General features: G+C 46.6%; 12 protein-coding genes. 10 read left to right on the top strand and 2 right to left on the bottom strand.

Annotation, left to right across the window (positions count from 1 at the left end; all coding sequences use genetic code 11):
* The first annotated feature begins 549 nt into the window (after positions 1 to 549).
* The 3 genes from CBX96_RS01850 (at position 550) to oxyR (ending at position 3159) form a co-directional block, all read left to right on the top strand.
* Entirely contained in the window at positions 550 to 1479 is a 930-nt protein-coding gene (locus CBX96_RS01850) for a TIGR01212 family radical SAM protein (protein WP_086903131.1), read from the top strand.
* A gap of 185 nt (positions 1480 to 1664) precedes the next feature.
* Complete coding sequence (locus CBX96_RS01845; protein ID WP_086903132.1) at positions 1665 to 2030, top strand: Hpt domain-containing protein; 366 nt, start codon at positions 1665 to 1667, stop codon at positions 2028 to 2030.
* Positions 2031 to 2247: 217 nt separating this feature from the next.
* The gene (gene oxyR, locus CBX96_RS01840) at positions 2248 to 3159 is read left to right on the top strand and encodes a hydrogen peroxide-inducible genes transcriptional activator OxyR (RefSeq protein ID WP_086903133.1); all 912 of its coding nucleotides are present in this window, start codon (positions 2248 to 2250) and stop codon (positions 3157 to 3159) included.
* A 29-nt stretch (positions 3160 to 3188) separates the two neighbouring features.
* On the opposite strand, the gene CBX96_RS01835 is transcribed toward oxyR, so the two are convergent.
* The gene (locus tag CBX96_RS01835; RefSeq protein ID WP_041412723.1) at positions 3189 to 4256 is read right to left on the bottom strand and encodes an adenylate/guanylate cyclase domain-containing protein; all 1068 of its coding nucleotides are present in this window, start codon (positions 4254 to 4256) and stop codon (positions 3189 to 3191) included.
* A 123-nt stretch (positions 4257 to 4379) separates the two neighbouring features.
* Positions 4380 to 5051 (bottom strand): DNA mismatch repair endonuclease MutH, encoded by a 672-nt coding sequence (gene mutH, locus CBX96_RS01830; protein ID WP_109285506.1) that lies wholly within the window; start codon positions 5049 to 5051, stop codon positions 4380 to 4382.
* A 691-nt stretch (positions 5052 to 5742) separates the two neighbouring features.
* On the opposite strand from mutH, the gene rppH reads away from it, so the two are divergent.
* From rppH to CBX96_RS01795, 7 genes are all read left to right on the top strand, one after another.
* A complete protein-coding gene (gene rppH, locus CBX96_RS01825; protein WP_011623615.1) occupies positions 5743 to 6267 on the top strand; it encodes an RNA pyrophosphohydrolase in 525 nt (174 codons plus the stop codon).
* A 23-nt stretch (positions 6268 to 6290) separates the two neighbouring features.
* Positions 6291 to 8525 carry a phosphoenolpyruvate--protein phosphotransferase gene (gene ptsP, locus CBX96_RS01820; RefSeq protein WP_109285505.1) on the top strand — a complete coding sequence of 745 codons (2235 nt, stop codon included), beginning with the start codon at positions 6291 to 6293 and terminating at the stop codon, positions 8523 to 8525.
* A gap of 58 nt (positions 8526 to 8583) precedes the next feature.
* A complete protein-coding gene (locus tag CBX96_RS01815; protein ID WP_086903298.1) occupies positions 8584 to 9384 on the top strand; it encodes a sulfite exporter TauE/SafE family protein in 801 nt (266 codons plus the stop codon).
* 45 nt (positions 9385 to 9429) lie between these two features.
* Positions 9430 to 10236: a prolipoprotein diacylglyceryl transferase gene (gene lgt, locus CBX96_RS01810; RefSeq protein WP_089067262.1), complete on the top strand. Its 807-nt coding sequence runs from the start codon at positions 9430 to 9432 to the stop codon at positions 10234 to 10236.
* Positions 10236 to 11030, top strand: a complete 795-nt coding sequence (gene thyA / locus CBX96_RS01805; protein ID WP_109285504.1) for a thymidylate synthase — start codon at positions 10236 to 10238, stop codon at positions 11028 to 11030. The genes lgt and thyA overlap by 1 nt, the downstream gene beginning before the upstream one ends.
* Positions 11031 to 11147: 117 nt before the next feature.
* Complete coding sequence (nhaA, locus tag CBX96_RS01800; protein ID WP_089067264.1) at positions 11148 to 12317, top strand: Na+/H+ antiporter NhaA; 1170 nt, start codon at positions 11148 to 11150, stop codon at positions 12315 to 12317.
* Between the two features lie 2 nt (positions 12318 to 12319).
* Positions 12320 to 12706: a hypothetical protein gene (locus CBX96_RS01795; protein ID WP_011717882.1), complete on the top strand. Its 387-nt coding sequence runs from the start codon at positions 12320 to 12322 to the stop codon at positions 12704 to 12706.
* Positions 12707 to 12757 lie beyond the last annotated feature (51 nt).

Genomic DNA, 12757 nt, shown 5'->3' with positions numbered 1-12757 from the left:
GGGAGAAATGTAAAGACTTTCTATAGATATGCACCCGAACCACCCAAATTATCCTGAGATTAACTAAAGGTCAAACCAAAAATTTGCATAAAATGTGGGTATTAATTCATGTTTCATACACAAAACACAATTGATTGACGTTAACGTTAACTGATTAAAGTGCTGTATAACATTATGAATAAAAAGAATTTTAAAAAATGAAAAACGATATGGTTACTAAAATGTAACATTGAAATCGATTGTTTTTGATTTAGAAATAGTGATTTTTATTGCAAATACAGTGGTTGTATAAAAATATAAAATAAGTGAATTGTTATTCTGTTTGCCTGTGAGTGGAATCACGGAGTGTAAAGACACTGTGAGCAATGACTCAGGTTTTGAGCTTTGACGCTGTGAATCTAACGGGAGTTTGATTTACCACCAAGAAAACCATGCTCGCTTTGTTTATCATGAGTTTTTTCATCTAAACACACGTCTTTACTCCTTCTTTTTTGTGATTTTATCTTGGTTAATTTTAATGAAACGACATGAAATTTGGCGGGCGAGCTAATGGGGCTCGATGCATACGTAAACACATTCGGTGCCGTGTGTAAGGCTAAATACGGCGAGCGCTTACGCAAGCTGACTATCGATGCCAAATTCACTTGCCCTAACCGTGATGGCACTCTGGGACGTGGCGGTTGTACCTTTTGTAATGTGGCCTCCTTTAGTTATCAGCAGGCGGAAACGCTCAGCATTAGTGAGCAATTACAGCAGGGGAAAGCCCGTTATAAAGAGGCGAAACCTAAGCTGAACGCAGATAAATTTATCGCGTACTTTCAAGCCTATACGAGTACCTATGATGAGTATCAAGTGTTGATGGCTAAATACGATGAAGCGGTCAAGGACAGTGAGATTGTGGGCCTGTGTGTCGGCACTCGTCCCGACTGTGTGCCAGATAATGTATTAGATTTATTAGCGAGTTATCAGCAAAAGGGCGTCGATGTCTGGTTGGAGCTTGGATTGCAAACCGCCAATAATCGCACTTTGCATAAGATTAACCGTGGGCACGATTTTGCCTGTTATTGCGATACAGTTGCACGGGCCAGAAGCCGAGGCCTAAAAGTTTGTACACATCTTATCTTAGGCTTACCCGGTGAAACTCACCTCGATTATATGACGACACTGCAAGCGGTGCTGGCGCAGGGCGTCGATGGCTTAAAGCTACATCCATTACATGTCGTCGAGGGCAGTACGATGGCGAAAGCTTGGCGTGCAGGACGTTTACCCTTGCTCAGTATTGAGGAGTATGCGGCTTGTGTCGGCGAACTGGTTCGGCATACACCGAAAGAGGTGATTTTTCATCGGGTGACCGCCTATGCGAAAAAACCGATACTACTCGCGCCTGATTGGTGCGGCTATCGTTGGAATGGGTTAGTGGCAATTGTTGAGGATCTTGCGCGTAAGGGTGGACAAGGCGCGGCATTAGCGCGACCATAATGACCATATCGCTTGAAGGGATTCAGTTGATCTCAATTTATCGCTGAGAGTGTTTGAAATAGTTGAAATTTTGTTAAATAAACCGTGATTTGACCACAAATGCTGCTATAAGTTGCACTGACAATTTTAGTGGGTATCATGTCATAAACGTGTTTTAAGCATTGGACTACTTAAGGGAGGCCTAGATGGCCACAGTTGAATTAGAAACAATCCTAGATCTCAATACGTTAGAACAGTATTGCAGTGCGATTGGTGCCGGAACTCTGCTAAAGAGTGTGGTCTTGTTTGAGCAATTAATGCCTGAGTATGTAGGGAATCTAGTCAAGGCTAACGAAGCTGCCGATAAGGACACTTTATGCTCCGAGGCCCATAAATTTAAAGGTGCGGCGGGCTCAGTCGGTTTAAAACGTATTCAGCAAATTGCCCAGTTACTCCAACATGGTGAAGAAGCGCGTTGGGAAGCTGAGCATGGAACGTGGGTCGCGCAAATTGTTGAATTTGCAAGTGCCGATCTCCAGCAGCTAAAGCAATTCCTACAGGCTAAAGCCTAGTTTGTCGCCTAGAGGTGCAGCGCGATGTTGCACCTCCAAGTCTTATCTCCTGTGTTTATTCCATCCGTTTGTACGCTGTAAGTGCTCTCTTACCTTTTCCTTTGATTGAAAATCGATTTTGCTCACACTATTGAGCAATTCAGCCGCGTTTTAGTTGATAACTTATGCTAGAGTTGATTAAATTTATTAATTCATAACCTTAGTGGCAATCGATTAAATGAAAAATTTACCTAGCCTCAAGAATTTATTCTATTTGGTGAATCTTCACCAAGAGCAGAATTTTAACCGCGCCGCTAAGGTGTGTTTTGTCAGTCAATCAACGCTGTCGAGCGGGATCCAGAATCTTGAAGAACAGCTTGGCCATCAATTAATTGAACGTGATCATAAATCCTTTATGTTCACCGCTATCGGCGAAGAAGTGGTGCAGCGTTCCCGCAAAATCCTCACGGATGTGGATGATTTAGTCGAACTGGTTAAAAACCAGGGCGAACCTATGACAGGGGATATCCGCTTAGGTTGTATTCCAACGATTGCGCCATTTTTATTAAGCCGCGTGGTTAAGCAATGTCAGCAAGCTTATCCGGCGATGAGTTTATTACTCAAAGAGGATACTACTGAGCGTTTGCTCGATGCCTTAGGCAAAGGGGAGTTGGATTTACTGATCCTCGCTTTGCCTGTGGATACCAGTGGTTACCACAGCATGAAAGTTGGGATAGACCCCTTTAAGATGGTGATCCATAAAGACTTAGTGGGTGGCATTCATCAACCTATCGACTATCAGACTTTGCCCGATGAGAGTATCTTCCTGCTGCAGAGTGAACACTGTATTACAGGGCATGCGATTACCGCTTGTCAGTTAGGTGACAGCGCTAAGGTGAATCCCTTTGCCGCAACCAGTCTGCACACTTTAGTGCAAATGGTGGATAGCAAGCTGGGCACAACCTTCTTACCGCAAATGGCGATTGATGCTGGCATCTTAAATGATACCGATCTGGTGGTGATGACACCGCCAGGTGAAGCGCCTTACCGCGATATCGGCTTAGTTTGGCGACAAACAACCAGCCGGATTTTGACCTTCCGTACCTTAGGTTTGCTTATTCAAAAGCTGTTAACCAAAGAAATGGAATAAACGCTGTAAGTTAAGTTAAAGCTAGGATATTAGAGAGGGGAAACACCAAACACTTCAATCGAGTGTTGTTTCCCCTTTAATTTGACTGGACCCAAATTAGTTAAGCGGTATTCGCTATTGGGATTGTCGAGTCGGCCCGCGAGCGCACCTGAGATCAACATGCGTTGCCCCAGTGGATTACACTGATCTTGAAGTCTGGCTAAGGTATTTAGCACATCACTAAAGAAGCTAATTTCTTGTTTTTGCACACCAACCACTGCAGCAACCACTTGTCCACAGTGGGCCGCCGCCTTAAATTTGGGCACAAAACCATAGTGTTCTTCAAAGTAACGTCGCTGCCAATTTAACTGCTGGCTAAATTCAAAATAGATATTCATGCAGCGGTCGTGTACCACGCCTTCCTCTAACGGCCAGTGGATCAATACGGCATCACCCATATAACGGTAAATTTCGGCTTCGTTATTGGTCACAGTATCGGATAGCAGGCTAAAGCTGTCTTGAATGAGACGGCTAAAACGGTAATCCCCAAGGGATTCTGCGTGGGTTGTCGAAGCAACCATATCTAAATAAAGGAATAAACGCTGTTCGTACCTAGGTTTATGGTATTTACCTAAACCAATATTGAGCAGAATACGCGGCCCAACTAAGAGTGCCATTTGTTCGACAAAGGCTAAGCTGACCCGAACAACCACTAAATAGACGATGAGCGCTTGGAAGGACGGACTATAGAGAATATGCGCCGTGAGCATTTGTCTTAGGGTCGACATGTGATTTTCTATGGCCCACATATTCAAGAACTGGGTCATATAGGCTAAGGTCGTCGCCCCAAGTAGCAGGAACAAACCTTTAAAAATCACTGAGAATACATAGGGAAGACGATTGATCGCGCTGAAGTCGGCGATCAGGTTCGACATCCAATGTAGGCTGCCAAAAATGATGCCCATGTAAACGGCAAGCGTCGCGAGATCGGCCGAACCGACAGCCCATTGTGGTAACTCTGGCGACTGTGCATATCGGAAAAACACGAACGCAGCCATGGCTATCGCCCAAGCTAATATCGCAAAAAGAAGTTTTTTCGCTTGTCTACGTGCTCTCACAACGGGTTTTGTATCCGAATACGACCATATATTTCAGGATGCCGTAGTTTATAGAAAATCATCACTAGAGTGCCAGTGATATTTGTGATCTGGATCAATCCAACGCTATATAGCTACGAAAATTTAACCAAATACCTTATTTAATAGCATGGCGGTAAAAGCGGTCTTTAAATAGAAACCCCGTGGATTGGTCATTTTAAGGCTACCGTCCTCGGCAATGCTTTGGGTCAGCGCCTTACTGTTGGCGGCTTTAGGGCGCAGTTGCAACACTTCGCCATGCCTTGCGGTGAGTTTTTCCACTTTACCTAAGGCGATAAGTTCCATTATCTCCTCCCAATCCTGTTGCAGTAACCTTTGCTCTTGGAGATCGGGCTCCCACAATATGGGGGTGCCGACTCTACGATCTCCCACAGGAATATGCCGCTCGCCCTCAACGGGTACCCAGAGCACACGCTGTAACTTGTGACACACTAAGCTGTCTTGCCAAGTTAAGCCTTCGATATTGGTTAGCGGCGCCACACACACATAGGTGGTTTCCAGTGGTTTGCCTTTGCTATCGATGGGAATGGTTTTTAGCTCAACGCCGAGGTGGAGAAAATCCTGCTCGGGTTTTGAGCCGGCAGTTGCACCTAACTCCATTTCAATGAGTTGTCCGACCCAGCCCTTATCTCGTTTCAGATCCTTAGGCACAATAATCCCGCGGTGGGCTGCAATTTGGGCCAAAGAGATGCCGGCCATCATATTGGCACGTTCGAGCAGTTCGCTCAGATTTTGAGGGGGGATTATCGGTTTCATAGGGCGAATTTTACTGGAAAATAGGTGCTTAGCAACAGAGGTTAAAAATTGAGCACTCAAAAAAGGATAAGATTGTACTCATAGAGAAATCTGTAAGTGCATGATTTTAATATTAGTTGTCAGTTTGCAATCCAATGCCTGCGAAAGTGTTCAAAGTTACTCTCGGTTTTCCCTTGCGTTTCTCACATATTTATCCACAGATATTATGGATAACTCACAATGCAGTGGGCTTTAACCGAATAAAAATCGTGAGTCAATGGCTAAAAGGGGCATTTTTCCACGGGAGTGTGGGTAATTTTGGGATAGCTCTGTGTATAACATTTAGGTGTTACTCGGATGAAATCGCATAATTTGCATTAGGTCAAAAAGTGAGCTTTTTAGTTTTTAAGTCACATATTCTTACACTGATTATATGTAACTTTATGATTTTAATTTTTTTATTTTATTTAAATAAGCAGACTGCCATGAACGATATTTGATGTTTTTTGAACGATATACCTAGTTTACCCTAGTTTCAAACAGAGATATCCACAGAAAATGTGGATATCCCCAAGGTTGAAACCCTTGGATTGTTGATAAAGTAGTAAGTTGAGGGTATTTATCCAAAAAATAGCTGTAAATAGAGGTTTGCTGAGAGACTGGCTTTGTGAAACAATCGGTTTATTAAAAGTTATCCTTATTTGGAGTCCATGTGATTGATAGCGACGGCTTTCGCGCAAATGTGGGCATAATAATTTGTAATAGATACGGCCAAGTCATGTGGGCCAGACGATTCGGACAACATTCATGGCAATTTCCTCAGGGCGGCGTCGATGATGGTGAGACGGCAGAAGAGGCGATGTACCGTGAATTGTATGAGGAAGTAGGCTTAAGACCTGAGCATGTCACTATATTAACCTCGACCCGTTCTTGGTTGAGATATCGTTTACCTAAACGTTTAGTGAGGCAGGACAGCAAGCCTGTGTGTATCGGTCAAAAACAAAAATGGTTTCTGTTACAACTCAAAAGCCAAGATAGTGCGATTAATTTAAGTTCTTCAGGCCACCCTGAGTTTGACGATTGGCGTTGGGTAAGTTATTGGTATCCTGTGCGGCAAGTTGTCTCATTTAAGCGTGATGTTTATCGTAAGGTTATGAAAGAATTTGCGGTAACGGCATTGTCATTCCAAACCCAGGAAATTCCGAGGAAGCGGGTAAGACAAAGAACAACGGGCTGATTTTCAAAAGAGGATTGAAAACAGTGTTAAATACGCTCAGGGATATTACTCAAGCTGTGGCGTCCGCCCACAGCTTAGAAACCGCATTAGAAGTCCTAGTTTCATCGACCAAAGCGGCGATGGAAACCCAATGTTGCTCGGTCTACATCCTAGATCAGCAAGAACTCGTATTATCTGCCACCGATGGCCTCGAAAAGAGTGCCGTTGGGCGCGTGCGCATGCCGTTAACCCAAGGTTTGGTTGGCTTGGCTGCTGAACGCGAAGAAGCCGTAAACCTTGCCGATGCGCGTTTGCATCCACGCTTTAAACTCTTCCCCGAAGTCGCTGAAGAAGAATACCGTGCCTTTTTAGCCGTCCCCATTATTTATCAAAAAGCCGTAGTCGGCGTAATTGTGGTGCAGCAGGCCAGCGCGCGGCAATTTAGCGAAGGGGAAGAAGCCTTCTTAATGACCTTGGCCGCGCAGCTCGCGATGGCGATTAGAGGATTAAAGCAAAAGGCGCAGGTCAGTTCGCTGCATCAACAGATTTTATTCCAGGGCACCTCAGCATCTAGCGGTATCGCCATTGCCCATGCCTTAGTGCTCGGTGGCGAAATCTCCCTTGAGCAGCCCGATGTGCGCTGCGAGGATATCGCTCTCGAATCCAGCCGATTAGTGGCGGCGATGGGGCGTTGTAAAGAGGCAATCGGCGCCTTATCTCAGCGTTTTGACCGTGAGCAGGATGAAGAAGTTGCCTCGATATTCAATGCCTTGCAGCTGCTGCTCGATGATGCCAGCCTAGGGGGGGAATATGCCCGTGAAGTGCAGCAGGGCTGGGAAGCTGAATCGGCGGTCAGCCGAGTTTCGCTGCGTTATATTCAACAGTTTTTAGCGATGGAAGATCCCTACCTGAAGGAGCGGGCGAGCGATATTCGTGACCTTGGGCAGAAGGTATTAAGGCAGTTAATCGAACCCGAGCGTTTAGAACTTGAACCCGATAAGCCGGTGATTCTCGTTACCCGTGAAGCGGATGCCACATTGCTGGCGGAATTCCCTCGACAAAAATTAGCTGGTATTGTCACTGAACTGGGAGGCGTTAACTCCCATGCGGCCATTTTAGCGCGCGCACTGGGCGTACCCGCCATTACTGGCGTTGAGCAGTTGTTGTCGGCCGATATCGATCAAAAGTTATTAGTGGTCAATGCCAGCCGTGGGCAATTGATGGTGTCGCCATCGCCCGCCATTGTGAGCGAATATCGCAGTTTGATTTCGGCGCAAAAGGCGTTGCAACGCCAATACGCGCAGGAGTTAGCCCTGCCGTCGGTCATGCTCGATGGTACGCGTATTCGTTTATACCTTAACGCTGGGTTACTCAGTGGTGTCGCCTCTGAAATCGCCGAAGGCGCCGATGGTATCGGGCTATATCGCACCGAAATTCCCTTTATGCTACAGCAGCGTTTTCCGAGTGAGTCCGAGCAGGTAAAAGTTTATCAACAGGTGTTATCGGCGGCATCGGGTCGCCCTGTGGTGATGCGTACCTTAGACGTGGGGGGCGATAAGCCGCTGCCTTATTTCCCGATCAAAGAAGATAACCCCTTCCTCGGTTGGCGCGGTATCCGCTTATCATTGGATCATCCCGAGCTGTTCCTCGTACAGTTAAGAGCGATGTTGCAAGCGGGCGGAGAGGGCAAGCAGCTCAGTATTTTACTTCCCATGGTCAGTAATTTAGATGAAATTGATCAATCATTGGCCTATTTAGAACAGGCTTACGTTGAACTCAAGAACGATGTGAACAGCCAGATTGAAATGCCGCGCATTGGCATTATGCTCGAAGTCCCTGCGCTGTTATATCAGTTGGATGAAGTCGCAAAACGCGTCGATTTTGTGTCGGTCGGTAGTAACGATTTGACCCAATATTTACTCGCGGTGGACCGTAACAATCCAAGGGTGAGTTCTCTGTTTGATAGTTATCATCCAGGCATTCTTCGGGCGCTGCACCAGGCTCGGCTCGATTGTGACTACCATCAACTCGATATTAGTATCTGTGGTGAGCTGGCGGGAGAACCCATGGGGGCGATTCTGTTGGTGGCGATGGGATACCAGCATTTGAGTATGAACCAAGGCAGTTTAGCGCGGATAAATTACCTGCTGCGCCGAGTGTCCCGTGCCGATTTGACCCAACTCTTGTCGCAGGCCTTGAGCCTATCAAACGGTTTTCAAGTGCGTGAGTTGGTTAAAGAATATTTAACACAGCAGGGATTGGCCACAATTCTTAATTAACTAATCGCGCCTTTTGCTTTAAGCTAAGGCTTCACTTAATCACGCTGTAGGTACCCGTGTGGATAGTTTGCTGTCGGTGTTCTTTATTTGCTTGGCTTTAGGCGCGTTTGTCGGTTTTATGGCGGGGTTATTGGGCATCGGTGGTGGCTTAATTGTCGTGCCCGCACTGCTTTATATTTTACCTTCTGTCGGTATCACTTCGGCTCAGTTACCCCATATTGCGATTGCCACATCTCTTGCGGCGATCATTTTAACCTCGATATCTTCTGCCAGAGCGCACCATAAACGCGGCAACGTGCCTTGGGGATTGTTTCGAACCATGTTCCCGGGGATTATTCTCGGCGCCCTCATGTCCGGCTTTATTGCCGAACAAATTCCTGCGGCGACCCTCAGACAAGGGTTTGCGGTATTTGTGATGTTAATGGCGATTCAAATGGCTTATCCCTTTAAAACCGAATCGAACCGAGAGCTACCAAACTCGATGATTTTGTTTGTGGTGGCCGTGATTGTTGCCGCGATTGCAGGATTAATGGGGATTGGCGGCGGCGTCTTGTTAGTGCCGTTTTTAACCTATTTTGGTTTGCAGATGCGCCTAGCGGTGGGATTTTCCGCCGCGACCGGATTATTAATCTCCTTGTCGGGCAGCTTAGGGTATATAATCGCGGGCTTTAACGCGCCGGATCTCCCCGAGGGAACCTTAGGGTATATCTATTTACCTGCGTTATTTGGCTTAATAATAACCTCAATTTTAATGGCTCCAGTAGGCGTTAAGGCGGCAAGCACTTGGCCTACCTCGGTCCTTAAAAAAATATTTGCACTTTTACTCCTGTGTGTCGGTCTCAAATTAATTCTGAGCTGATTTTTAGTGTTTAGCCCTCGATTTGAGGCTGTTGATGGATAAGTTATGGCATTGAATTTTCCCAATATCGATCCTGTGATCGTGAAGTTTGGTCCCTTTGATATTTTTGGACAAACCTTTGAACCCGCCCTGCGTTGGTATGGATTTACTTATTTAGTTGGCTTTGTCGCCGCCATGTGGTTACTCAATCGCCAGGCCGACCGCTCCAATGGTTTATGGTCGCGGGAACAGGTTTCCGATTTACTGTTTTATGGCTTTTTAGGGGTGATTTTAGGTGGCCGCATCGGCTACGTGCTCTTCTATCATTTCGATTATTTCCTCGCTAGCCCAATGTATTTGTTTAAGATCTCAGAAGGCGGCATGTCCTTCCACGGCGGTCTGATGGGGGTAATTACCGCCATGATTTATATCGCTTGGAAGCAAAAGCGTACCTTCTTTGCGGTCGCAGATATGGTGGCACCGGTTGTACCTATTGGCTTAGGTGCGGGCCGTATCGGTAACTTTATTAATGGTGAGTTATGGGGCCGAGTCACCGATGTCCCTTGGGCCATGGTGTTCCCAAGTGGTGGACCAGAACCTCGTCATCCATCACAACTCTATCAATTCGCCCTTGAAGGGGTAGCCTTATTCCTGCTCCTCTATTGGTTCAGTAAACGAACGAAGAAAGTCGGCGCCGTGTCGGGCATGTTCTTACTCGGATACGGGATTTTCCGTATGATTGTTGAAACCGTAAGACAACCCGATGCGCAGTTAGGTCTCTACTGGGGCTTTATGACGATGGGACAAATCTTGTCTGTGCCGATGGTCCTCTTCGGTTTATATCTCATTCTTCGTCCAGAGGGTAAGCAGTAATGCAACAGTATTTAGACTTGATGAAGCACATCTTAGCCGAAGGTGTGGATAAATCAGACCGTACCGGTACCGGCACTCGCTCAGTGTTTGGCTATCAAATGCGTTTCGATTTAAGTAAGGGCTTCCCCTTAGTGACCACAAAGAAGTGCCATATGCGCTCGATTATTCATGAGCTATTGTGGTTTCTGAAGGGCGATACCAATATTGCTTATCTGCGTGAGAATAAAGTCAGTATTTGGGATGAATGGGCCGATGAAAACGGTGATTTAGGCCCAGTTTATGGCGCGCAGTGGCGCAGCTGGCCGACCAAAAGTGGCGATGCTATCGACCAAATCGCTCAGCTGATCGCACAAATCAAATCTCAACCCGATTCTCGTCGTTTGATTGTTTCGGCGTGGAACGTGGGTGAACTGGATAAAATGGCGTTGGCACCTTGCCATGCCTTTTTCCAATTCTATGTTGCCGATGGCAAATTATCCTGTCAGCTGTACCAGCGTAGCTGTGATGTGTTCTTAGGCTTACCTTTCAATATCGCTAGTTATGCGCTGCTGACCATGATGGTGGCACAGCAATGTGATTTAGCTTTGGGTGACTTTGTGTGGACAGGCGGCGATACCCACTTGTACTCCAACCATATGGAACAAACGGCGTTGCAGTTAAGCCGCGAGCCAAGACCGTTACCCACCATGACGATCCTGCGTAAACCCGCTTCTATTTTCGATTATCAATTCGAAGATTTCGAGCTAACTCACTACGATCCACACCCGCATATCAAAGCACCTGTCGCCGTGTAACGGCGAAATAATCGACTAATACCTCGGAATTGCCGAGGTATTTTGTCGAAACTATCGATTATACTTGTCAATTTTCTTCGTCTACACTCATTTCATTATGATTTTTTGGAGTGCAAGATGGAAAAAGCAATTAGAAATTTTCTGAGCCAGGAATCGGCTGGCGGCATCCTGTTATTGGTTGCTGTTGTCTTAGCCATGCTCATGGCCAACTCTCCTCTAGCGGGACTCTATCAAGGTTTTCTCGGAACTGAAGTACAAGTGCGTGTCGGCGCGCTCGATCTGCATAAGCCGCTGTTGCTGTGGATTAACGATGGCCTGATGGCATTGTTTTTCTTACTGATTGGCTTAGAGGTAAAGCGTGAACTGTTAGAAGGCGCCTTATCCAGTGTGGCCCAGGCTTCACTGCCAACCTTTGCGGCGATTGGTGGTATGTTAGTGCCAGCAGGCATTTATCTGTTATTTAACTATGGCGATCCTGTGACCCAAGCGGGCTGGGCGATTCCTGCGGCTACCGATATTGCGTTTGCATTAGGTATCATGGCGCTGCTAGGTAGCCGCGTGCCAGTGGCATTGAAGGTCTTCCTGTTGGCACTCGCCATTATTGATGACTTAGGTGTGATTGTGATTATTGCGCTCTTCTACAGCAGCGATCTCTCAACCATTAGCTTAGTGATTGCCAGCATTGCGATTGTCGGTTTAGTCGCCTTAAACCGTAAAGGTGTGACCGCATTAGCCCCCTATGGGGTATTAGGACTCGTTCTGTGGGTGGCGGTATTAAAGTCTGGCGTCCACGCGACTTTAGCCGGGGTGATTATTGCCTTCTGTATCCCACTGCGGGCAAAAGATGGCAGTTCACCCTCTGAGCATTTAGAGCATAGCCTGCACCCTTGGAGCACTTTCCTTATCTTGCCAGTCTTTGCCTTTGCGAATGCGGGTGTGGCCATAGGTAACATGAGTTTGGACACCCTTATTTCACCTGTACCTGTCGGGATTGCATTGGGACTCATGTTAGGTAAGCCGATTGGTGTGATGCTGTTTAGTTATGTGGCCGTCAAACTGAAGTTGGCGCAATTACCCGATGGGATTGGTTGGAAGCAGATTGCGCCTGTGGCGGCAATGTGTGGTATTGGTTTTACGATGTCGATGTTTATTGCTTCGCTGGCATTTGAGCAAGCAGACCCTATGTACGGCGACTTAGCGCGCCTTGGCACCTTGATAGGCTCAATTCTGGCGGCCTTGATCGGGTATTTCTGGTTATCAAAAGTGTTACCTAAAAAAGGAGTATAACTATGATAAATATGAAATTAGTAGGAATGGCAGCACTGTTAACACTTTCTTCAAGCGCAATGGCTTCGCAGATTGATGCCTGTAACAAGGATGTCGCATCACAAACCTGTCAAAGCTACCTTGAGGGCATAGTCGATGGCGCGTTAATGTTTAAATCTGAGGCATTAGGCGCACGGCTTGAAACCAATGGCTATGAGTCTAGGGCGCTCAAGTACCGTGGCGGTAAACGTTTCCAAGAGGCGAACCGCACTTATTGCGCCAACCGTATTCCGGATAGAGACAGCTTAGTCTCGGGTGTAACGGAAGCGGTTAGTACGGGTACCGCAGCCGATTTAGAACAGCTGCAGGGAATAGTGGTTAACTTATTGGATTGTCAGCGTTTAAAATAGCGCTATCGACTCATCATTTGTTAAGCTGAGTCACTGCGATCCGACATGACG

Source organism: Shewanella sp. BC20, from assembly GCF_003129585.1.
GTDB lineage: Bacteria > Pseudomonadota > Gammaproteobacteria > Enterobacterales > Shewanellaceae > Shewanella > Shewanella seohaensis.
The sequence above is the reverse complement of the archived record's forward strand: the minus strand, read 5'-3'. Positions and strand labels throughout refer to the sequence as shown.